This is a genomic window from Leucobacter sp. 7(1), assembly GCF_900163635.1.
GTDB lineage: Bacteria > Actinomycetota > Actinomycetes > Actinomycetales > Microbacteriaceae > Leucobacter.
In genome coordinates this window covers 62,765-85,967 of sequence record NZ_FUID01000033.1, presented here as the reverse complement: position 1 = coordinate 85,967, position 23,203 = coordinate 62,765, and the positions used below count along the sequence as shown (strand labels likewise).

The 23,203-nt window shown below is 66.2% G+C and carries 12 protein-coding genes and 4 tRNA genes; 4 read left to right on the top strand and 12 right to left on the bottom strand.

The window, feature by feature from the left end:
• Positions 1–21 precede the first annotated feature (21 nt).
• The gene (locus FM113_RS18565) at positions 22–1,593 is read left to right on the top strand and encodes an SHIRT domain-containing protein (protein WP_140393310.1); all 1,572 of its coding nucleotides are present in this window, start codon (positions 22–24) and stop codon (positions 1,591–1,593) included.
• Here FM113_RS18565 and FM113_RS07605 read toward each other — a convergent pair.
• The 4 genes from FM113_RS07605 to FM113_RS07590 all read right to left on the bottom strand — a co-directional run bounded on the left by FM113_RS07605 (position 1,590) and on the right by FM113_RS07590 (position 13,970).
• Positions 1,590–8,519 (bottom strand): hypothetical protein, encoded by a 6,930-nt coding sequence (locus FM113_RS07605; protein ID WP_176387115.1) that lies wholly within the window; start codon positions 8,517–8,519, stop codon positions 1,590–1,592. The two genes, FM113_RS18565 and FM113_RS07605, sit on opposite strands and share 4 nt — an antisense overlap.
• 239 nt (positions 8,520–8,758) lie before the next feature.
• Positions 8,759–9,262, bottom strand: a complete 504-nt coding sequence (locus FM113_RS07600; protein WP_087013259.1) for an FBP domain-containing protein — start codon at positions 9,260–9,262, stop codon at positions 8,759–8,761.
• Between the two features lie 430 nt (positions 9,263–9,692).
• The gene (locus tag FM113_RS07595) at positions 9,693–12,515 is read right to left on the bottom strand and encodes a DUF5979 domain-containing protein (RefSeq protein ID WP_087013142.1); all 2,823 of its coding nucleotides are present in this window, start codon (positions 12,513–12,515) and stop codon (positions 9,693–9,695) included.
• A 222-nt stretch (positions 12,516–12,737) separates the two neighbouring features.
• Positions 12,738–13,970, bottom strand: coding sequence for an RNA polymerase sigma factor (locus FM113_RS07590; RefSeq protein ID WP_176387114.1), 1,233 nt, complete (start codon positions 13,968–13,970; stop codon positions 12,738–12,740).
• 227 nt (positions 13,971–14,197) lie between these two features.
• Between FM113_RS07590 and FM113_RS07585 the strand changes: the two genes are divergently transcribed.
• Positions 14,198–14,584: a hypothetical protein gene (locus FM113_RS07585; RefSeq protein WP_087013138.1), complete on the top strand. Its 387-nt coding sequence runs from the start codon at positions 14,198–14,200 to the stop codon at positions 14,582–14,584.
• A 14-nt stretch (positions 14,585–14,598) separates the two neighbouring features.
• Here FM113_RS07585 and FM113_RS07580 read toward each other — a convergent pair whose 3' ends face one another.
• Positions 14,599–16,008 (bottom strand): DUF6138 family protein, encoded by a 1,410-nt coding sequence (locus tag FM113_RS07580; protein ID WP_087013136.1) that lies wholly within the window; start codon positions 16,006–16,008, stop codon positions 14,599–14,601.
• Positions 16,009–16,144: 136 nt separating this feature from the next.
• On the opposite strand from FM113_RS07580, the gene FM113_RS07575 reads away from it, so the two are divergent.
• Complete coding sequence (locus FM113_RS07575) at positions 16,145–16,675, top strand: DUF1643 domain-containing protein (protein ID WP_087013135.1); 531 nt, start codon at positions 16,145–16,147, stop codon at positions 16,673–16,675.
• Positions 16,676–16,801: 126 nt separating this feature from the next.
• Positions 16,802–17,149, top strand: a complete 348-nt coding sequence (locus FM113_RS07570; RefSeq protein ID WP_254908918.1) for a TraR/DksA C4-type zinc finger protein — start codon at positions 16,802–16,804, stop codon at positions 17,147–17,149.
• A gap of 135 nt (positions 17,150–17,284) precedes the next feature.
• On the opposite strand, the gene FM113_RS07565 is transcribed toward FM113_RS07570, so the two are convergent.
• The 7 genes from FM113_RS07565 to FM113_RS07535 form a co-directional block, all read right to left on the bottom strand.
• Positions 17,285–17,361, bottom strand: a tRNA-Asp gene (locus FM113_RS07565).
• 97 nt (positions 17,362–17,458) lie between these two features.
• Positions 17,459–17,531: transfer RNA gene (locus FM113_RS07560), tRNA-Phe, on the bottom strand.
• A gap of 66 nt (positions 17,532–17,597) precedes the next feature.
• Positions 17,598–17,671 (bottom strand) — tRNA-Asp (locus FM113_RS07555).
• A gap of 30 nt (positions 17,672–17,701) precedes the next feature.
• Positions 17,702–17,774: transfer RNA gene (locus FM113_RS07550), tRNA-Glu, on the bottom strand.
• Between the two features lie 205 nt (positions 17,775–17,979).
• The gene (locus FM113_RS07545) at positions 17,980–21,057 is read right to left on the bottom strand and encodes a DUF11 domain-containing protein (protein WP_087013133.1); all 3,078 of its coding nucleotides are present in this window, start codon (positions 21,055–21,057) and stop codon (positions 17,980–17,982) included.
• A gap of 343 nt (positions 21,058–21,400) precedes the next feature.
• Positions 21,401–21,685 carry a hypothetical protein gene (locus tag FM113_RS07540; RefSeq protein WP_087013131.1) on the bottom strand — a complete coding sequence of 95 codons (285 nt, stop codon included), beginning with the start codon at positions 21,683–21,685 and terminating at the stop codon, positions 21,401–21,403.
• A gap of 207 nt (positions 21,686–21,892) precedes the next feature.
• Complete coding sequence (locus FM113_RS07535) at positions 21,893–23,203, bottom strand: M18 family aminopeptidase (protein WP_254908917.1); 1,311 nt, start codon at positions 23,201–23,203, stop codon at positions 21,893–21,895.

Below are 23,203 nucleotides of genomic sequence, written 5' to 3'. Positions count from 1 at the left end.
TGCCGACTGGGGGGAAACCAGATGAAACGCACCACCACGCTCGCTGCCATGGCGCTTGCCGCCTGCGTCGCACTGCTCGGACTCGCCACGCCCGCACACGCAGCCACACCGGTCACGATCGCGGTGTCGGCAGATGCCTACGCGATCGACAACAGCGGGCAGATCACGAGCAACAGCGAGTTCCTGTATGACTCCGCGAAGGGTAATTCTCCGGACACGGCCTACCAGATTGCCTACCGCGGCAACCTGGACATGACGAGCCTGTGGCGTTCCTACCGACTCTTCAAGACCGTCTGGGGGTTCGGCTCCGGGAACACTCCAGCCCGATGGGCAGAGAAGACCTTCAGCGGGAACTGGGATATCTCCTTCACCGTCGACAGTGATGTCGTATTGAGTGATCCCGCGTTCGTCGAGTGCGATGCGCTCCAGTCCGAGGTGGAAGCTCAGAACCCCGACACGGAGCTCAGCTCGTTCATCCGGTGCACCTCAGTGTCCTACGATGCCGGGACCGGACGCTATGCCGCCGAGTTCGTGCTGGTCAACGAAGACGGGAGCAAGGTCACCGGGGCCCAGCTCGATGCGAATCAGCCGCAGTCTCTGAGCCTGACGACCCCGGCGCGCGCGTTCTATGTGCCGCAGTCGGCATTCGTCGCGGGAAAAACGTTCACGATGACCGATCCGACGGTGAGCGGCGAGATGCGGATGGACGCGTTCTTCCACGCGATGATGCCACTCACCTTCGATGCCACCGGAAACGCGGTAGATCTCACGATGGTCCAGACGTACGATGCAGAATTCGAGTTCGTGAGCAGCACCGCCGGCCGCGCGCTCCCTGAGTCTGTGCTCGAACTGCTTCCCCCACGAGCCACGATGCAGGTCGATGGCAGCGTGGTGACCCCACCCGCACCAGCGGTCACCACGGTGCGCGAAGGACAGGGCAGCTGGTCGTTTACCGGGTGGGTGCCCGAACAGGCGGTCGTCGAGGCCGCCAACCTCCGCTTCCAGGGTGAATGGGCGTACACGGTGGACCCCGACGCCGAGTTCGCGGTGAACTATTCCTTCCAAGACACGGCGGGGGGCACACTCCCCGCGGCGGTGACGGCGTTGCTCCCCGAGCCGGGCAGTGCGGTGCAGGGGAGTGAAGTGACGCCCGAACCGATTGAGGCCCGCACGGTCACGGTGCCAGACGGGTTCTGGCAGTTTGCGGGTTGGGAACCATCCGTGCAGGTGGTCGATGGGGCGGACCTCGAGTTCGTCGGCCCCTGGACGTTCACGCGTTCCAAGGTGGATCCTACCGATCCCACGGACCCGACCGACCCAATTGATCCGACCGACCCCGGCGAGCCAACCGACCCGGGTGAGCCAACCGACCCGGGCGACCCCACGGATCCGACGGTGCCCACCGAGCCCGGTGGCCCGAGCGAACCCACGGGACCGGTGACCCCCACGACTCCTCCGACGAACGGAGGTGCCGACTGGGCCGGTACGAAGCTCGCACGAACGGGAAGCTCCGGCCCCGCGCCCTTCATTACGCTCGCGGCCGTCAGTCTCCTCACGGGAGCGATGCTCCTCCTTCGCCGACGCGCGCGCTAGCCGATTCGCCCCGCGCTGCGGCGCCGTCGGGCAAGCAGGGCCGCACCGGCGAGGAGGCACGCAGCGGCTCCAAGGATGGTGCCGAAGGTGCGGGCATTCCCGGTCACCGCAAGCGAGTGCTCGGCTGCCGATAGTGCGACGCTGGGGCCCGCCAGGTCGTCGGGGCTGCCCGGAAGCGTCGGCGACCCGGGATCGCTGGGGTCGGCCGGCTTGGTCGGCTCACCCGGGCCAGTCGGGTCCGTCGGATCCGTAGGATCAGTCGGATCAGTCGGATCCGTAGGATCCGTAGGATCAGTCGGATCAGTCGGATCCGTAGGATCAGTCGGATCAGTCGGATCAGTCGGATCAGTCGGATCCGTAGGATCAGTCGGATCAGTGGGATCAGTCGGATCAGTGGGATCCGTAGGATCAGTCGGATCAGTCGGGCCAATTCCGCCGCCGCAGAGCTCCTCGACGGTGGGGAAGCGGACCGTCTGTGTGGCACTGCGCCGATCCGGCGCGACATCCCACCGACCGGTCATCCAGTCCGCGGTGTTCTGCAGGATGAACCCCGGCAGCGTGCGTGCGGTCAGCACCACGGTGTTGCCGGGTGCCATCTCCCCCTCGACCTCGTACCAGACGCCTGGGACCAGGATCACTTCGAGGGTCGGCATGACTACCTTCCCAGCGACACACACCGGCTCGGGGAGACCTGGGATGGGCGGCACCACGGTGTCCCCCGAGGGATCAGTGCCGGGTTCAGTCGGGTCGGTCCCGCCGTCGGTTCCGCCGTCTTCACCACCTTCCGTACCGCCGTCGGTTTCGCCGTCAGTGCCACCTTCTCCACCAGGATCAGTCGTGCCGCCGTCGGTATTCCCTCCGCTGTCGCACCCGCTTGGCGGCGAGAATGTGATTCGCCAACTCGCGCTGCGTCGGTCCGCGCTGTATGTCCAGCCCTCCCGGTAGCCGAGCGCAGAACCGTCCAGGGCGTGCACGGTCACCGTGACGGTCGAGCCGAGCGCTACCTCACCCTCGACGGAGTATTCCAACCCCACCGTTTCCGGCAGTGTGAGCATTGGGACGCGATCCGGCACCTCGCAGCTGGGGCCAGTCCAGGTTGGAACGTCCGGAACCAACGCTGATCCGCCCTCGCCCGGCCCGGCGCACTCAGGTACGGGGAAGGTGATCGTGCGGGTGGCGGTCTGCCCGTCCGCGGCGAGGTTCCACCCCGCAGAGTGAGGGAGCAGCCGAAGTGTGAATCCGGGCTGCGCGGTCGCTGTGATCACGACAGTGCCGCCAGCGACAACCTCACCGTCGATGCGATACTCGATCCCCTCGGTCTCGGGCAGGCTCACTGCGGGCGGGGTGATCGTTCCGTCTTCAGCGCATCCGCCCATGACGATGTCCGCCTCGGGGAAGACGTAGTTCTTCCCTTCACACGTGGGGAACTCGACCGTGAAGCTCGCCGTGTTTCCGTCCGCGTCGAGTATCCATCCGTCCGGCACAACAAGCGTGTAGCCCGGACGCGGCGTGGCTGTCACCGTCACCGATCCTCCGGGTTCAACGGTTCCCGCCATCGTGTAGACCACCCCGGGTGCCACCGGGAGCTGAATCCAGGGTGGGGTGGCACAGCCGTCCGCGTCCCCACCGCCCCACTGCGGACGGTCAACGTCGGTGGGTGACATGGGGATTGTGGCGCGCACTTCATCGCACACCCGTTCCTTCCCGGGAGCACCCGTGCACGCCTCGTTGACAAGCACTCGGTCGCCGGTGCCGGGTTCGGACCCGATACGCACCTGATACTGGAACTCGATCCAGGCACCTGCCGCGAGTGAGCCTGACCACTCGATGCGGTGGTCGCGCACGGCGAGGCTTCCCGCTGCGGACTGGTCGCTCGTGAGTACCGTCACCTCGGCGCCGGCCTCTCCCAGCAGCTGTGCGTCATCGAGCACTCGCTCGAGCTCGTCAATCACGGAGAGCGGGGTGCCCTCTGTCCAGGCCCCGGGGCCTGGGTTCGTGACACGCACGGTGTAGCTCACGGTGTCGCCACGGGCGATGCCACTGTCTGGTGACATCTGCTTGTCAATCAGCGGTTCGGGTGCCGTGATCCGGTGCTCGGTTGTACACGGCTTCTGAACGGTGCCGCATTCCTGGGGTGCGATCGCGCTCCCGGCAGCACCGAATGCCTCCCCCGAAGCCGAGTTCCGGAGGGTTCCCGCACGCATGTCCTCGGGCACCCGGACCGTGTACACGATCGCCGCCTTCCCGGTACCCGGCAGCACAAATTCGCCCGTGTCGACCGAGCCGTCCTGCACCGGCAGCACGCGTCCCGGAGCATCTCCGATGCGCAGTTCGACATCACCCTCCAGCTCGGCGTTGTCGAGCACATCGCTGAGGTCATCGCTGAGCGTGACCCGGGGGACGGGCCAGCCACCCACCGCGGTCGCCTCGATGCGATACGTGATCGCGTCACCCGGCCGCACAGTCGCATGCGCAGGCAGCTCATCGCCGTTCGCCCGGTACGCCCGCTTACTGAGCGACCACCGTTCGCCGACCCCCAGCTCAGTCTCGGCCGATCGGGTCAGGACCGAGGGCTGGGCGGCCGGGTTTCGGGTGTCTCCCGTCGCCACGGCCTCTGCCCGGAGCATCAGGTTGCTCCCCGATCCGGCGCTCTGGTTCGCCACCCGCACGTCGAACTCGATGCGGTGAGTGTGTCCTGCGGCAAGCCCCCCAGACCAGCGAAGCTCCGCCTGAGCAATCGCGGCACCGCCCGTGGGAGAGCGCGTGACCGCGGCGTCGTCGAGTACGTCGGAGAGATCCATTGACAGCGCCAGTGGATTGCCCGTTGCCCAATTCGATGGCTGGTTCCAGTCACCGTCACCCGTGTTTTCGAGGCTCACTGTGTAGCTGACAGTGTCTCCGGCGCGGAGCGCTGACGTGGGGTTGGGCCGCTTCTCTGCGGAGACTGTCACCTCCACGTCCGGATACTGCAGTTCCAGCTCAGCAAGGGTCTCTCCGCAGTCTGACACCGCTGCTTCGCCGTTTCCGGGGTCACCTGTGGCGCACACGGGGTTCACAAGTCGGTGGTCACCCGTGTAGGCATCGGAGACGCGCACCCGATAGTTCATGTATTGCACAGCCCCGGATGGGAGCGTAAGGTCCGAGACGATCTTCCCGTCGACGGGCGAGGGCAGCGCGCTGCCGCACGATACGGTCATCTCGGTCGGCCCGCAATAGCTGGCGTGGGTGCCGGTCCGAGATTCCAGGAACACGGCATCATCAAGCACGCCGGTCAGGTCGCTTGAGAACCGCGCCAGTGTCTCTTTCGCCCAGCTCGACTTCCCCACCCAGTCGCCGTCGCCTGTGTTCTTCACGGCAACGTGGTACTGCAACACGTCTCCGGCGCGCACCGGCCCCTTCGGGTCTCCCGCGACCTTGGTCCAGAGCTGGCGCTGGATCTTGAGATCAGGGTGCTGCACGGTGACGCGCTCGCTGAACGCGTGGGAGTCTACGATCCGTGGCCGATCATTCCCCGGTTCCCCGCTCGTGGTGAATACGGTGTCGAGGCGCTGATCTCCGGCAAGGAAATCGTTCGTGATCTGGATGCGCACGTTGAAGTAGACCTTCGCACCGGCGGCGAGCGGGAAGGACTCAGAGATTTTCCCGTCCGCCGTGACCGCCGGCGAGGTGCCGCAGTAGGGGGACCACTCGGTGGCTGCGCAGTAGCTCGCACTCGCTCCGACGCGGGCTCCGATGATCACCGCGTCATCTTGCAGACCTGACACGTCGGCGCTGATCTGCGCGAGTCGATCAGCCGCCCACGCGGTCTTCGCCGTCCAATCCCCCGCGCCCGTGTTCTGCACGGCGACGTGATACTGCAACACGTCCCCGGCGCGGATCGGCCCGTCTGCCTTGCCGGCGACTTTGGTCCACCGCGCATCCGAGAATGCGAGATCCGGGTGTTGAACTTCTACGGGGTCGCTGAACTCGTGCGTGCGGGTAATCAGCGGCTGCTCGTTGCCGGGATCCCCCGTCGTGGTAACCACGGCATTGAGGCGCTGATCTCCCGCAAGGAAGTCGTTCGTGATCTGAATCCGCACGTTGAAGTACTGTGTGGCACCGGCGGCGAGCGCGAAACGTTCCGTGATGGTGCCGTCCCCGGCGACCGTGGGCGCAGTGCCACAGTATGGCGACCATTCGGTGGGGCCGCAGTAGTAGGCGCTTGGACCCACGCGCGATCCCAGAATCACCGCATCGTCGCGGAGGCCCGACACGTCCGCGGTGATCGTCGCGAGCCGCTCCGCAGCCCAGGCAGACTTCGCCGTCCAATCCCCCGCGCCCGTGTTCTGCACGGCCACGTGATACTGCAACACATCCCCGGCCCGGATCGGACCGCCAGCCTTCCCCGCGACCTTGGTCCACCGCGCATCCGAGATTTTCAGATCCGGGTGTTCCGTCTCGACACTGTCACTGAACTCGTGCGTGTGCATGATCCGCGGTTCACCGTTTCCCGGGTCCCCGGTTGTGGTGAACACACTCTCCAAACGTTGGTCTCCCGCAAGGAAGTCGCTGGTGATTTGGATCCGCAAGTTGAAGTACTGTGTGGCACCGGCGGCGAGTGCAAACGTCTCCGTGACGGTGCCGTCGGCCGTTACGGCTGGCGCTGTGCCGCAGTAGGGAGACCACTCGGTGGGCCCGCAGTAGTAGGCGCTCGCCCCCACTCTTGAGCCCAAGAACACCGCGTCATCACGGAGCCCGGACACGTCCGCGGTGATCGTCGCGAGCCGCTCTGCAGCCCAGGCAGACTTCGCTGTCCAGTCCCCCGCGCCCGTGTTCTGCACGGCCACGTGGTACTGCAGCACGTCGCCGGCGCGGATCGGGCCGGCGGCCTTGCCCGCGACTTTCGTCCACCGCGCATTCGCAAACTCAAGGTTGGGGTGTTGCACGGTGACGTGCTCACTGAACTCGTGCGTCCGGGTAATGTCCGGCTGCCCGTTCCCCGGGGCACCGGACGCCGCGAATACGGCGTCGAGTCGTTGATCCCCCGCGAGGAAATCGTTCGTGATCTGGATCCGCACGTTGAAGAATTGCTTGGCGCCGGCGGCAAGAGCGAACCGCTCCGTAATGATGCCGTCAGCGGCAACAGGGGGTGCGGTGCCACAGTACGGGGACCATTCGGTGGGACCACAGTAATACGCGCTCGATCCCACGCGCGATCCGAGGATCACTGCATCGTCGCGCAACCGGGACACGTCCGCGGTGATTGTGGCAAGGCGCTCGGCGGCCCACGCGGACTTCGCGGTCCAGTCCCCCGGTCCCGTGTTCTGGACCGCAACGTGGTACTGGAGCACGTCACCGGCCCGAATCGGACCGCCCGCCTTACCCGCGACCTTGGTCCAACGTGCATCTGAGAACGCAAGATCCGGGTGTTGCACGCTCACTCGGTCGTCGAACTCAGCAGTCCGTTCAACGCTTGGCACCCCCGTGCCCGGGTCCCCCGAAGCAACAAACGTGTGTGCCAGACGTTGGTCTCCCGCGAGGAAGTCGTTCGTAATCTGGATCCGCACATTGACGTAGTAGGTGGCCCCCGCGTTCAGGGCAAAGCTCTGCGAGATCACTCCGTCGGGTTGCACAGCGGGTGCACTGCCGCAGTAGGGACTCCACTCCGTTGGAGCGCAGTAACTCGCGTGTGCCCCCGCGCGAGTACCCAGGATGATCGCATCGTCGCGCAGCCCTGAAATATCGGTGGCGATCGTGGCGAGTCGGTCCTCGGCCCAGGCCGACTTTGCCGTCCAGTCACCGGTCCCGGAGTTTCTGACCGCAACGTGGTACTGCAGCACATCACCGGCACGAATCGGCCCCTGCGCGGCCCCGGCTATCTTCGTCCACCGCTCGGTCACAAAAGTGAGGTCCGGGAGTTGCGCGGTGACCGGGGCGGCCAAACGCGCATCGACCGCGAATTGTGGCAGCTCCGTAGCCAGCACCCCGGACACGCGCGCCGTATCCGTAAGGAGGAGCGAATCGGCGAAACTGTTGCGCACCTGCAGCCGCACACTGATATAGCGCGTCGCCCCCGGCGCGAGGGCAAAGCTGTGTGACAGCGACGATCCGGATTGGGCGATGCCCGAACCGCAGTTCGCCGACCATTCCATCGGCGCACAGTAGCTCGGGTGGGTGCCGGTGCGTGAGCCCGAGTAGACCGCCCCCGTGGTGAGCTCGTCCAGGCTGGACTCATAGCGGAGGGGATTCGCCGCCGTCCAGGTGTTCGTTCCCGTGTTCGTGATGGCCGTGTGGAACTGCAACACCTCACCCGCACGGATCGGCCCGGTCGCGGGCCCGCTGACCTTGTTCCATTGCCGCACCACCCGAATGCCTGTTTCCGGGTCCTCAGCCGTGACAGTCTTCACAGGCTCATCGAGCCCTGCGGCGGTGTACAGGTTCAGCCCATAGGGCTCGGCCCCGTTCGGTCTCGGTGCTTCTCCGGCGGGGGCGCGGAGCAGCGCGGCTGCGTCCGCCGGTCGTGATGCGGATTCCGTGCGGAGCGAAATGCCACCGGAAGCCGCGGTGCCGGCAGATGCGGAATCGGGTGCTCCCGCTGATGTCGTTGGCCCCTCGGCGGCCGGTGCCGCACCGACATCCGGCACGGGATCAGTCGTCGCGACCTGGGTAGGCACCTCTTCCGCCGGATCGGGCAGTGCCAGATCGAGCAGTGCCGGATCGGGCAGTGCCGGATCGGGCAGCGCCCGATCGGGCAGCGCCCGATCGGGCAGCGCCCGATCGGGCTGCTCCGGCCCCGAGACGTCCTCTGCTTTGGGGAGACCAGCGGAGCTCTCCACCACCGGCGGCTGTGTCGATTCCGCTGTAGCGAGAGAGGGCGTCGGGGAGGCGACCAGGAGCGACGCAGCGAGCGGCACTACTGCCGCGGCCGCGGCGATCCAGCGTCGCACGTGCCCCCTGCTGACCCGACCCGAATGCGCCCGGACCGGACTCCCCCACTGCTTTGCGCCACGCACGCCTGAACATCCCCCTTGTGCAGGTGGCATCCGGTTCGAACGCTTTCGCGCAGCGCACGCTCCCCACAAGGGTCACCATGCATCGACGGCCGGACACGAACTCCGTGTGCCACTCCACTCATTGTATTGAGTGGCGGGTCCGAGGCGGTGTTCTGCACCCCGGACCCGTCCGGCTAGCGCCCGGTAATCAGCATGTCGGCGAATCCCGCCGTCTTGAGCCGCAGCTCGTCGATTCTGCGTTCGCGCGCCGCCACCACGTCGAAACCGGTGTACGCGGGTGGCGGATCGTTGCGCACGTTGTGGGAGCACTCGAACGCGCGGCAGACGAGGGTTCCCACGGTGTTGCCACGCCGCCCGGCATCGCCCACGCGCTTCGCACTCCAGAACACCACGTCGTTCGGCAGCCGCACGTCGCGGCACCAGTTGCACAGTGCCCGGGCACGCGGTGTCGCTTCAGCCTGGGTGAGCAGCACCCCAACGGGCTCGCCGTCGAGCCGCGGCAGCAGCACGTAGCCGCGTCGCGCAAATTTCGGATCCCGCCAGCCGAAATAGTCGAGCCGGTCCCAGTCGTCGAGTCCAAACTCGCCAAGTTGATCCGGCACCGTCATTTCTTTCACCTCCCGACGGGAGGCATTGATAAACGAGGAGCGGACGAAGGTATCGGTCAAGGGAAGCATGAGCGCGCTTTCTGGGAGCCCGCGCACCGCTGATCGCAGCGCGCGCTCCCGCAGAGGTGAGTGAGGGTACGGTGACACCGCCGTGCGGGGCGCAGAGGGCGCGGGCACGGCAGTGGCGTCCAGCTAGTCGTCGTCGGCGAGTGCGTCGCCAACAACCTCCTGACGCTGGGAGTACAGCTCTCGGTAACTCACGGGCACGAGTGTAGCAAGCGTGGCTGGATCGGGACCGCCCGAGCTCAACGCTCACGAAACGACCCCAAGATCTCGAAACGACCCCGAAAATGCACGATCGAACGCATTTTCGGGGTCGTTTTGTTGGGAAGGGGTCAGGTCGCGGGTGCGACACCCGGCCCAGGGCACAGCGGCCCCCAGGCAATCACCGTCTCACAAGAGACGACAACTGCCCGGGGGCCGCCGAATCAGCTCGCGATTACTCGCTGGCCGCGATCGCACCGCGCGCTGCGGCGTTCCGCTTCCGCAGCAGCACGAGCGCACCACCGATCAGCAAGAGGCCCGCGCCCAGCGCGCCGAACCCCGCAATTCCCTGCCCACCGGTGGTCGCCAGCGGGGGTTTCGGTCCGGTCGGTGTATCTGTGAAGGTGTTCACCACCTGGACCGTGTTGTCCAGGCCCGTCATCGCGGATACGAGCCCGTCCTGGGATCCACCATCTGCCGACGCATCGCTGTCCACCATCGAAACCGTCGCGCCCCGCGGTACGTCAGTCTCGGTGACCTGACACGTGACGCCGGCCGGAACGGTGATCGTGCGCGCCTCACCATCCGTGAGAGTGAACTTCGCGTCGCCCGCGGGGAGCGCGTAGGCCGCGTCAGCCAGCACGCCGTCGCTGCCCGCGTCGGGGATCGTGCAGCTGAGCGCGAAGCTGTACGGCTGGCCGGTGCCCGTACCCACGACCTTCTTGGACACCGTGAGCGCTGCGTTCTCGAACGTATTCACCGCGCTGATGCTCAGGCGCTGCAGGTCAGTCGGTGTTCCCTGCACAACCTCGGCCCCGTTTTCGAAGGAGTCATGGTCGATCGTCACCTTCGCGGCACCCCCGGTCTCCGTCTCCTCCGCGAAGCACTTGGTGCCGAGCGGCAGAAGCCGCGGCTCCCCGTCGTCGCCCAGGAACTTCGTCTGGCCGCCCTTGATGCGCACCGTACCGGAGTACACATCCGCGCGCACCGGCGATCCGGCGCTATCGCGCTCCTCGATCTGACAGGTGACGAGGATCTCGAAGACGCGGTTTTGCGCGGCCTGGACCGCGATCTCGTCACCGCCGAGCGTCTTCGTAACCTCGACCGATCCCGCGCTATAGAAGTTCGTCAGCGAAGCCGTGACGGTTCCGCTGAGCTGAGTCGTCGGATCCCACGGGATCGTCACGGTCACGGGTGCCGGCCGCTGATCCGCATCCGAGTTCCCAGCGGAAGTCTCGGTGACCGTGCACTCGGCACCAGCCGGGATCGGCGTGAGGACCTCGGAGGTAACCGCGGACTGGCCGTTCACCTGCAGCGTCACGTCCCGCTCGAAGACAGTCTCCCGATCCACGGTGCACACCACCGCGAATGTCAGTTTGTCCTCGGCAGCAAATTGACCGGCGCCAGCACCGCTGAGCTGCTTGTTGATGATCAACCCACCCGAGACTGTGCTGAGTGTATTGGTGACCGTGACGTTCACGACGTCATCTCTCCCGATTGTCACGGTGTCGGTGGAGAGCGTCGCACCGGTCCAAGTCGCACCGTTTACGGGATCCGGGGTGCGCTCGCTCAGCGTCAGCACCGCCCCCACGGGGAGTTTCGGGGACTGTACCACCGTGCCCGAAGCGGGGAGGCTGAGCGTGCCCGAACCGGCGTCGAAGCCGGGACCGGCCGGGTACTCGTAATCAAGCATGAATGCGGCGTCGGGGTCAACAGCCGTGGCCCCGTCTCCATCAACGATCTTCGAGGCGGAGAACATCCCCTGCGCCACCGTCGCCGTGTTCGTCAGCGTCACCTCGGTCGTTGCCGCACCGGCAACAACAAAGTCGTTCTGCGAGAGGACGGGAGTGGCCCAATCGAGATTCGCCGGATCAGCGGGCAGAATCTCGTCAATGTGCACGGTTGAGCCTGTCGGGTACGACGGACTCGTCCAGGTGTTCCCTTCGGCGACGGTGAACTCTCCGGTGTTCTCCGTCCCGGCGGGCGTAGTTACCGTAAAGGTGCCACCAAAATCAATGCCATCAATCGCCGGGCCTTCCCAGTTCACGGCCTTGGTGATGGAGAATCGGCCCTTCTGATCTCCGGTGCCGGTTCCGCCGCCGCCCTGACGCACGACCTCGCTGCCGACGACACGGTCCTCTCCACCGATGGTGACCGTTGCCGAGTTTGTGTACGTCCCGGTCGCGCCTCCGTCAGTGACCTGTGCCACGTAGCGAATGCTGTAGTAGTACCCGGCTTCCGCGGTCCACTCAACAGTGGTCCCGTCCACGGTGTATTCATCCAGCGGGACTGACTGCCAGTTGCCCGGCTGTTGGACGCCGGATCCCGAGACGATGAGCTCGTTGGTGTGTTGCAGCACGGGGTAGGTGTTCCCCTGGAACTCGGTGAGCATCTCCTGGTTCGGGCCTGGGGTGTCGACGACCCGCATCGATTCACCGCCCGCAGCACCGTTCACGCCGCTGCCGATCGAGACGGTCCACATGATTGTGTCGGTCGCACGGTCGTAGTTGCCCCACTTGCTACTCTCGCGTCCCTCGAAGGTGCAATTCTCCGTGCACGGCCCGGGGGGAGGTGTCACGATCACCGTGACTTCCTTGCCGTCAATGACGTAGGTAGTCTCGGTCCCCTCCGTCACCGTGGTCCGCACCTGGGCCCAGAAGTTGAAGTCGCCCGACAGGTTATAGGGGTGCGCTTCGAGGTACGCCGCATCGAAGTCACACACGATCTGGGTCGCCGTCACCTCACACTGTCCCATCGCAACCCCGCTCGGATCCAGCAGGGGGAACGCGTCGCTCAGGCCCCGCAGATCGGCCGGAAGGTCAACGACAAACCCGGCCGGGGAAGTGGGGTTGTCCGGAAGCGACCAGCTTCCCGTCAACTCCGCATCCCACCCGCTCGTGACGGTTTCATTCGTGAACTCGACCGCCGTGAGGGTCGCTTCGGTCTCGTACGGCGGGGCCGCCACGGCTGCGGTAGCGCTCCCCAGTGTGAGGAGACCGACGAGCGCAGCAGCGATCCCGCGCCAAGCCCTCGAGCTCCGTGTTCGTTGTGTACCCATGATTGCTCTGTGCACTTCCCCTTGGTCAGACTGTGGCAGCCGCACGCGTATCCGCGGCTCGTGCGAGACCGATCCCGGAGGTCTCACGCCACCGGACTCGCATGACAAATAAAGACCGCCAGTCGGGCAGATCGTTACACCGGATCAGAATTCTCGTCGGATCCCTTGTCGCCGCACCCCGTCGAGCTCGTCGTGAAGCCGGCAATCCTTGGTGGTGAGGCGCTACTCCTGCAAGAACCAGTTCGGAGTATCGTCGTCGCCTTCGACCACCGCGCCCCCGGTCCGCGGCGATCCCGTCGGCGCCGGGTCTGTCCGATCGGTGGTGCCAGCACCATCCCCGTCCGGCGCAGCTGACGGTGCCGGCGCGCTAGGCCGCTCTCGTGCGGCCGGCTCATGTGCGGCCGGTTCTTGGACCCCAGGGTCCTCAGGGAAGGCTTCGGGCGCCTGCGGGATCATGAGGAACATCCCCCAGATGACCAGGCCCACTCCGGCCGCGAGGCTCGCCCACACCACAAACCGCTGTGCGGTCTGGGCCGGTGCAGCTGAGGCAGGGTCCCCGCCCGCTGCGGGAGCGGGGTGCCGCACTGCCTCGCCGCTGGCGGCCGTCGCGGCGGGGGCGCTCCCCGATCCTGCAGCAGTCGCGATCCCGCCGATAGATCCGCCGATGAGCAACGGTCCCACCCAGACACGCAGCTGCTGGGCGAGGGAACGCAATCGTGCAAGTTGCGCGGTGCAGGCTGCGCAGCCCGCGAGATGCGCCGAGACTTCGGTGGACTCGCGCGTCCCAAGACTGTGCCGGGCGAGACTCGCAAGCCGCCGCGCAAATGGGAGACACGTCGGGTCGCTGACTTCCACGTACTGCTGGAGATAGGACGTCGCGAGCCGTTTTCGGGCACGGTGCACGGAGACCCGAAGGGCACCGGTTGTTGTCCCCAAGTGTTCGGCCGCGTCTGATGAGGTGAGGCCCTCGACATCCACCGCCCACAAAATCTGGCGGGTCTCAGCGGGGAGGGCCACAAACGCCCGCACGATCTGGTCTCGTTCAGAGAGCTCCGCCACGAAGTCAGGGGCAACGTCCAGGAAATCCGCGATTGTCTCCGGAGCGACTGGCACGGACTCCGCCGCGAGTTCGGCAGCACGGCTCGCCTCTCCGCGCAGTGCCACCAGGATGTAGCCGAGCACCGATTCCTGCGGCCCGTTTCCTCCCGCAAGTGCGCGGAGCACACGCGCAAAGGTCTCCGCGGTCAGGTCTTCTGCGCGCCCCCAGTCGCGGGTCATCGTGTACGCCTGCGCGGTGACGGCCTCGCGGTGACGCCCGTAGAGCTCGGCGAAGGCCGCGCGGCCCCGCACCGAATCGGCGTCGGATCGCACTACAGCGCACAGCGCCACGTCGCCAACACCCGCGAGTTCCGCGGCCAACGTATCCGGGAGCGAATCGTCAGCAGAACTGTGCAACCGTGATTCAGTAGACCTCAAATCCTGCCATTCCTTGCGATTACCCATGCGCCCCCAGTCCGAATGGACTCAGCGTCATTATCGTCTCGATCCCATGCTGGAGTGAAATCCTTGCACGTCTCCCCCAAGAGAGCCTGACAACGGGATTTGCGCGCTGTGGATTCGAGCAGTCTTGCGGGTGCAACGGACCCGCAAGTACCGTTACGTAGGGAACGACGGGAGACGACATGACGCGCGTGAACGGAACGACGATCGGCCGCTGGAGCCTACGCCTTGACGCGGCCTACTGTGCGGTACTGGGCATCGCCGTGGCCCTCTGGGCAGGGCCCATCGCGGAGGGTGTGCGGCTCCCCGAACTCGTCATTGCCGGAGTGGGTATCGCGGTGGCCGTATGGGCGGGGGCCGTGCTCTGGATGGCGCAGCGTGTGCCACTGCGCCGAGCCCTCCGGTTCGTGATGGTCGCAAACATCGCCGCCGCAGCTGTCGTTGCGGCCATTTCGGTCACGGCAGCGACGTTCCTTGTGGTGCTCGCCATCATCGCAATTGCCATCGATATTGCGCTCTTTGCCGCCAGCCAGGCAGTCGCACTGGGTGCGCTGCGGGCTCGGCCTTGACAGGCCGACCGGAATTACGCGAACACGGCGGCCAGTAGTGGCCGAAGCTCTTCAGGAGCACGCGCAATGATCGTGCTGCCGAGCTGACCATCCGTGTCCCGTTGCTCGGCGGCTTCGCCCCAGATCGCATACAGGGCGTGACGCCAGGCGTAGTCGCTGACTGATTCACCCTGCAGGTTTGCGCTGAGCGCCGCGACCCCTGACGCTTCACGATTTCCAGCTGATTCCCGCAATGACATGAGCGCACCGAGGCTCTCCGCGTTGGCGATCTGCGCCGCATACCCCTTCCGGTGCCGGAGCTGCTGGATGTTTCCCGCGCAGCTCAGCAGGTAGCCCAGGCTGGTTGCATCGAAGCCGTGGGTGTCGATATAGGCCTCAACGAAGCGGCCCTGCACGGACTGGTGCTCACCGTCAACCTCGTCCAGATACGACTGCACCAACCGCACAACCTCCGGATGCGCCGCGGCCTCCGCGGTGATCCCGAGTGCGAATACCGCGAACGTACCGGGCATCGCGCAGTGCTCGCCATCGAGATTCGTGTACCAGTCGTACTCACCCATTGCCGCGCTGGCGTATCGGGCAATCTGTGGCCACAGCGCGGGGTAGCTTGCCGCGCAGGCGAACAGCTGGTGCACACCCTTCTTGGGCAGCCCTGGGATGGGGAGATACTGCTTGGTGGGGCCCCGAAACTCGAGAGCGTAGGATCGCGGAAAGTCAGTGGTGTCGAGCAGCCTGACAAGATACTCAAGCACGGCAGCGTAGCTCTGCTCGGTCTCATTCTTGATGGCGATTCGAACTGTCGCCAGGGCATCGTTTGCTTTCGCGGTGACCCCCGTTGCATCGCCGGTTCCGCGATAGGCCGCAAGTTCCGTGGGAAGCTCGCCGGTGCCGTGTTTCTGCAACTGCGCCGGCAGCGCACTCCCGAGCTTCGTCACCCAATCAAAGATCCGGTGCGCGCTCACTGAGGCATAGCTCGGCCCAAATTTCAGTTCGCCGATCGCCACGTAGCAGGCGAACCGGAGGAAGCTCTCGGGCACATGGCCTGTCTCTGCACCAGCGTGCAACTGCCAGTCAGGTTCCCACTCACTGCCCTGATTCGTGAAGTAGGGGGCGCACAGCCGCTGATCCACCCACTCGCGCAGGGTGGACGAAATCGTATGCCACCCGAGTAATACCCGCGTCCGCTCGGTCAGATCTTGGGCCGAGTCACACGTGAACTCGTCTGCTGGAATCAGCCCGATCCCATACTCAAGCACCGCCGTCCCGAGGATGCCCTGGCCCTCCACCGCAAAGCCGCTCCCCCTGCTGAGCTTCTGCGTCACCGCGACGCCGTCCCGGATCTCCTGGACCGCGCGGTCGAAGAGCGCACGAGCGTCCGAGTCTCGGAGGGCGTCATCGAGGACGAGGTAGTCGATACCGGGCATGGCTGTCGCTTTCTCGAAATGGCGGTGGCGGTCCCGCTGCGGGTGGCCGGAGGGGTGCAGGCGATCGGACGGTTCAGCTTTATCCTAGGTGCGAACATACGCGACTGTGTCGACACCCGAGAGATAGAGTGCTGGCATGAACGAGGCGGCACTCAGGGCACAGTGGTTGTGGGAAAAGTCGGCTGACGATGGATCTCGATTTGTCCTCGGCACCGTGGGCAAGGCACCGCTGGTCTGCTTCGGGATCAACCCGAGCACGGCCGTGCCGGGCACGCTAGATCCCACTGTGACGCGCGTACGATCCTTCGCTGAGCGCAGCGGGTACGACAGCTGGAGCATGCTCAACGTGTACCCACAAATATCGACGGATCCGGCTGGAATCCACCGGAATGCCGATCCAGCGCTCACGGCGGAGAATGAGCGCCGGATCGCAGGCCACGTCAACGGTCGGCCTCTCACGATTCTTGCCGCGTGGGGAACACTGATCGATTCGCGCCCGTACCTGCGGAACCTTGCGCGCGACATCGCCGCGCTGCCGGAGCTTCAGGCCTGCACCTGGGTGCAGCTCGGAACACCGACGAAGGCCGGACACCCGCGGCATCCGCTCTATGTGAAGGGGACGACGCCCTTCGAGCCGTTCGATGTTGTGAGGTACGGGGAGCAGTAGCCTGCCGCGCGTGTTGGGGCTGGGCGAAAAAACAGGGCTGAATCGGTTGCCCCGGGTTAGGCTCGGGAGCAGTTCGGCCGCCCCTGCGGTCGGTGGCTACACTTCGCACTCCTCGGGAGGTACCGCATGGCGATGAACTCAGGGCCTCCGAGCCGAGCGCAGCTGAGCGCCGAACTGGAGCGGCTGCGTGCACGGGCTGAGCGACTCGACGCGGAACTCGCCGCCCTCGTGCGTGCGCGCAGCGGCGCACCGGACGACGACGAGCATGATCCCGAAGGTGAGCCCTTCTCCGCGCAATGGTCGCTGCGGACAGGCTTGCTCGAATCCGCGCGCGCCGACGTGCTGCAGGCCGAGGCAGCGATGCAACGCTTCGAGGACGGAAGTTACGGCACCTGCTTGACCTGCCACGGACCCATCCCCAGCGGACAGCTGGAAGTGCGGCCGTTCCGAGAACGGTGCGTGTCGTGTTCGTAGTGCTGGGTCAGCTGAGCCAGCGGTCTGAGACCACGGGACCGCGCCGTCGAGGCTCCGTGCCCCAGGCCACGGAACAAGGACCTCTGAACGCACATCCGAAACACAAAAAGCCCCTCCGAGGAGGGGCTTTTCACATGGCGACCCTGACGGGACTTGAACCCGCGACCTCCGCCGTGACAGGGCGGCGCGCTAACCAACTGCGCTACAGGGCCAGATATGAAATTACTGTGTTCCCACCCACACGATGCGTCGCACCGGGTGGATGATGAAAAAGAACCCCCGTGATGTAGAAGCTACACGGGGGTTCAGTGGCTCCGACCGGCATCGATCCGGTGACCTTTCGATTTTCAGTCGAACGCTCTACCAACTGAGCTACAGAGCCAGGTTTTCACCATGTGGCGATCACCAGAGACGAAGAAACCCTTCCGAGGAAGGGCTCTTCACCTAGCGACCCTGACGGGACTTGAACCCGCGACCTCCGCCGTGACAGGGCGGCGCGCTAACCAACTGCGCTACAGGGCCATAGTTGTATTCAATTATATTTGGTACCAGTGACCCCAACGGGATTCGAACCCGTGCTGCCGCCGTGAAAGGGCGGTGTCCTAGGCCGCTAAACGATGGGGCCGAAGCACTTTCATGCTTGCTACCGAGATGAAATACTATGCTGGATCGCGGCTGCCTGGCAAATCAGAGCCCCGAATCCCGGTATCCCTGGCGTGTCGCAGAGCCGCGCCCCATCCCCACGTCCCCCAAACCGGGGTGGTGGGAACAGGGCGGGACCCGCGTAAATCCAGCGATTCCGAGCTCAGCGCGAAGTTTTCGCGCCTGGCTTAGGCATCCTCATGCCGCCGCCTCCGCGCGATACTCCAGAGCGCGAGGCCCGCGAGTGTCGCGGCGATTCCGAGGCCGCCGATCGCGCCGCGCTGCTCGGTAGCCCCATCAAGGGCACCCGTGTTCGCAAGGCGGGCCGGCATCGCGACCGCGTTCCGAGGGAGCGTGCCGGGCACGTTCACCGCGGGAGCGGGCGGGGTGACCGCGGCCGGCGGCGGGGTCACCGGTGGAGTCACGGGCGGGGTGACTGGCGGGGTCACCGGCGGCTGCGGCGGCTGGGCCGCGCAGTTCGGGGTGGCCGGCGGGTACACCGTCGTCTCGGATGCGGTGGGGTTGATCCGAATTTCCACAACCGCCTGCGCCCTCAGGTTGTAGTGCGGAGCTGCGGGATCGAGCACCCAGGTGCCGTCACTCTGCAGGGTCCACCCGGGCCAGCCGGTCGGGTTTCCGTCCGCGTCAACCGATGCCCCCGGCCACAGCATCTGGCCGGTCAGTGTCTGACCACTCACCCATCCATCTGGGTAGGCGATCGGGTCAACCTGGGAGGCACCGTCTGCCAGAATCGCCGCCGTGTCACCGGCGGGGATCGAAGCGTCGCGTGCCGCGTAGGCGTCAGCGGTCCACCAGATCATGACGATCGGCAGCTCACTCGGGTCGGCTGTGCCGCTCGGGGTGACGCTGTAGGTGAACCAGGGTGTGTCGTTGACACACACCGCGCTGCCTGCGATCGCCACTCCGCGGACCTCAGTGGTTACCGAGCCGCAGTCGTTGCCGGGGTTGCTGTCACTACTACCCTCTCCTTCACCTTCAGAGTCCAGCAGCACCAGCCCAGAAAGCCCCAGGGGGCTCTGTGCGGCCCTTTCAGGTTGCGGCTCAGGCTCGGCCACACCCGAGGCGGCAACGCACGCCTGGTTGGTGATTTCGCCGCTCGGCGGTGCGGCGATGACGACCGCGTCGAAGGTGATCGTGGCTTCGCCAGTAAATGCACCACCGTAGCTCGCCGTGACGCTAGCGCCCTCGGCCGCCACGGTCCACCCAGCGGGGCCGGATCCCGTACCTGCCACGGCGCTCAGCCCAGCCGGGAGCGTGTCCGTCACTACTGGATCGAGTGCAGCGTCCGGGCCGGCATTGCTCACCGTGATCGAGTACTGGATCGTGTCACCGACCTCGGCTACTCCTTCTTCTCCGGCGCTCGCGGTCTTCACAAGCGACAGATCGTAGGATCCGGGCGGGCAGGGTGTCACCTCAATGGTTCGGGTGAGTTCTTCGTCGCCCACGCTGACGGTGACGACGTAGCTGCCAGTTCCCGCGAGATCGAGCTGCAGGCTCGCGGTTGCCCCGTCGCTGCCGTCCACGGAGCGGGTGACGTAGGGGGTTCCCCCGCCAGCAGTCCCGATGGTGACTGAGTAGGTAACCCCGTCGACGAGTCCGCTGAGCTCAGCGGTCACCGCGTCAGGAAGCGGTTGCCCGTATGCGAGGCACTGGTCCACGCTGAGGGTGACCTCGGGAAGCTCCGGTTCGGGGCATTCGGTGACCTGCACCATCGCATCAGCCGACTCACCGGCGTGCTCGCCAGTTCCCGTCACCGTCACATGCAGCGCACCCTCCTCAGAGGGCAGCACCTCGATCACCCGAGTCGCAGCGTCCGCGGTGAAGGACATCGGCGAGGTCGCATCCGTCGCAACTCCGTCAAACTCCACCGTGTACGGCTCACCAACCACCAGATCGCTCAGCGTGACCGTTAGCGGAGCAAACCCGCCCATCACCGGACAATCACCGGCCGAGATCGAGACCGTCGGATCTGGATCAACCGGCACCTCCGGTTCTTCACACCCGTTCTCGAAGATCGCCTGACCGTCCTCGTCCCAGTTCTGGCCAGGGAAACTCTCCCCGTCTCCATACTCGAACGGCGGGATGATGTCGCGACCATCCTGATGACTTGCACCCACGTGCCCATTCAGCACGCCAGCGGGCGGGAGCGACAGCTCCACCCACGGATTCGAATCGGACGAGGTCGCGTGACACAACGTCACATCCTCCTCGGGCGGCTCAGCGCACTTTTCTGCCTCCACGGAGCGCGTCACTGTGCCCTGCGCGGCTCGTGGCCCGGTGCCTCGAATATCGACGGTCACGGACGCACTCTGGGCTGTTCCGAGGCTCCGCGTCTCACTGCTCGCGGCGGCCACGAAGCTCACGGGTGCCTGACCGTTGCCCTCATAGGTGTACGGCTGTCCCACGACAAGGTTCCCGAAGACCGCGGTCACTGTCGGCATGGCATCGCCCTCGACGCACTCCCCCACACTTAGGCTGACCGTCGGTGCCGGATCCTTCGGCGGCTCCGGCGGGTTCGCGCAGCCTCGTTCAAAGATTGCCTGTCCGGTCGCGTCCCAATTCTGGCCCGGGAACTGCTTGACCTGTCGGTTCTCGGTGTAGCTGAACGGCGGGATGATGTCGCGTCCGTCCTGATGATGCGCTCCCGCGTGCCCGCTCGCCGCCCCATCGGCGGCCACGGTCACCTGGACCCAGGGATTCTTCACCGAGGACGTGGCATGACAGAGTGTCACTTTCTCCTTCTTGCCGCCACCACGAGAAAGCTCTTCGGCTGCCAGACGCGCGGCTTCCGCCGCGGCATCAGCCGTGGGATCCGCTGCCGGGTCCGCCGCCTCTACTGCGGGGGCGGGCTCCGCGGGTGGTGCGACCACCGCAGGATCAGGCGCCGGGGGCTCGGTCGCCTCCGGAGCAGCGGGCGTCTGTTCGACAGGCACTGGCTCAGGCACGGGTGCCGGCTCGGGGACCGGAACTGGCTCGGGGACCGGAGCAGGCTCGGGTTCTACCACAGGGGCAGGCTCCGGAACCGGGACCGGAACTGGTTCCAGAACAGGCGCGGGATCCGGCGCTGGCTCCGCAACAGGAGCAACAACGGGTTCCGGACCTGGAGCCACCGGAGCGTCTGCCGCGGCCACCGGGACAGCGTCAACCGGGGCGTCGAGTGCAAAGGCCGGTGCCGTCAGCGGCTGAAACACGAGCGCTGCGGCGACCGCAAGAATCGCGCCCCCACGCACGCTCGCCCCGCGCACGCTCCCGGCGTGTGGTTCCCGAAACCGTCCGGGGCGTTCCGGCCTGATCCGCCATCGGCCAATAAACCGTGGGTATTGGGGGTGCTCGGGACCACGTATGCGCTTCATTGCTCTGCCGCTTTCTTCCGGACCTATCCGGGGGCGGCACACCGTTGTCCCACCCTCGATCAGAGGCCGCGAACGGGCGAGACTGCGTCCCTACCCCCGAGACCGCGTGATGTGGCTCACGGTATGGCGATGCGGGCCCGGGCACATCCGGGAAAAATACGCAGATTTGAGCATGCAAAAGCGCGCCACGACCGGAAGGGTCGCGGCGCGCAATGGCATGCCGGGAGCGGAAGCGTTAGCCGCCGAGCGCGCGTTGCACGCGACTCAACGAAATGTTTTCGTGGACCATCGCTCCGGAGCTGGTGCGCTGCTCGAAGCGGTAGCCCATCTTGCCCTGCGAGAGCATGCCGATCAGGTACGGTTCTTCTGCGTTCCACATGATCCATGTCGGCTGCCCTGCCGAGTTGGTTCCGAGGAAAGTGATCTCGATATCGCGGCGTCCAATGCGCTGCACACTGGGTGCGAGCACGTCCTTGGAGAGGGCGACACCGCCGGTTCCCGCATGCTGCATCTCGCTCATGCCCCGATCCTACCGAACGAATCCGAAAACCGTGCAGAGATTCGGCTGTGGTGTGTGCCTCTCCCCACATTCCTGTCTCGTTCTTCAGGGTGCGCGGCAGCTTCGCGCGCAGCTCGGTGAGGCCCGTGTGGGGATTTCCCACGAACGCAGAGGGCGCGAAGTGTGACAGTGTCACACCCCGCGCCCCGCACCCCTCAGCGCTTGGAGCTATGCCCCAGCGAAGAACGCTCCCGTAGCGCGTGCCAGACCGTGCAGATCGGCGACGTGCGCGAGCTCGCGCGCCGAGTGCATCGACAGGAGCGGCACCCCCACGTCCACCGTGCGAATCCCAAGCCGTGTGGCGGTGATCGGACCGATCGTAGATCCGCAGGGCACCGTGTTATTCGACACGAACTCCTGGGTCGGCACCTCGGCTGCCGCGCACGCCCGCGCCCACAAGGCCGCCCCGTGAGCATCGCTTGCGTAGCGCTGGTTCGCGTTGACCTTCAGCATCGGCCCCCGCCCGGCGAGGGGGCGTACGTTCGGGTCGTGCTTTTCCGGGTAATTCGGGTGCACGGAGTGCCCAGCGTCCGCGGAGATGCACCACGAGCCCGCCATCGCCTGCGCGGCCTCGTCCCGGCTCGCGCCCAGACCGGCACGCAACCGCTCCAGCACGTCGGCGAGGAATGGACCGGCCGCGCCGGATCGCGTCTCCGAACCGAGCTCCTCGTGATCGAACGCGGCGAGCACCGAGGTTGTCCCCTCTGCGGGCTCCGACTCGAGCAGTGCAACAAGCCCCGCGAAGGTGGAGCTCAGGTTATCGAGGCGCGGTGACGCGAAGAACTCCGCAACCGCGCCGATCCGCTGGGGTTGTTGCGTGTCAAAGAGCCGCACATCGGCACCCGCAATGTCCTCGGGCGCGAAGCCTGCGTCCCCTGCAGCACGTGCGGCCTCGCTGAGCAGCCCGGCAACGGTGACGCCCTCGGCCCCCGCACCCACCGCGAGCACAGGCTGCGTGTGCCGCTGCTTGTTGAGCGCCAGGCCGGTGTTCGCCTCGCGGTCCAGGTGGATCGCGAGCTGCGGGATCCGCGCCACTGCACCCGTCTGCACCAGGCACTCGACCCCGTCGCGCGTCACCACGCGGCCGGCGATCCCGAGATCCCGGTCTAGCCAGGAATTCAGCAGCGGGCCGCCGTACACCTCGACGCCGGCCTGAGCCCAGCCGTCGGCACGGAAATCAGCCTGCGGCTTGAGCACGAAGCCCGGCGAATCAGTGTGCACGCCGAGCACCCGCACGGGGCTCGTCGCACTCACACCGGTTCCGGCCCGCCACGCGATCACGGCACCATCCCGCACCACAAAGCCGCTGCCGTGCGCGGCGTCCGAGGGCCAAGCCGCGTCCTCCGCGTGATCCGTGAAGCCCGCCGCGGCAAGCCGGGCGGCAACTTCACGAGCGGCGTGGAACGAAGTTGGGGACGCGGACACGAAGTCCGCGAACTCCCGAATGTACGCGTCGAGATCGCGCAGCAGACCGGCCAC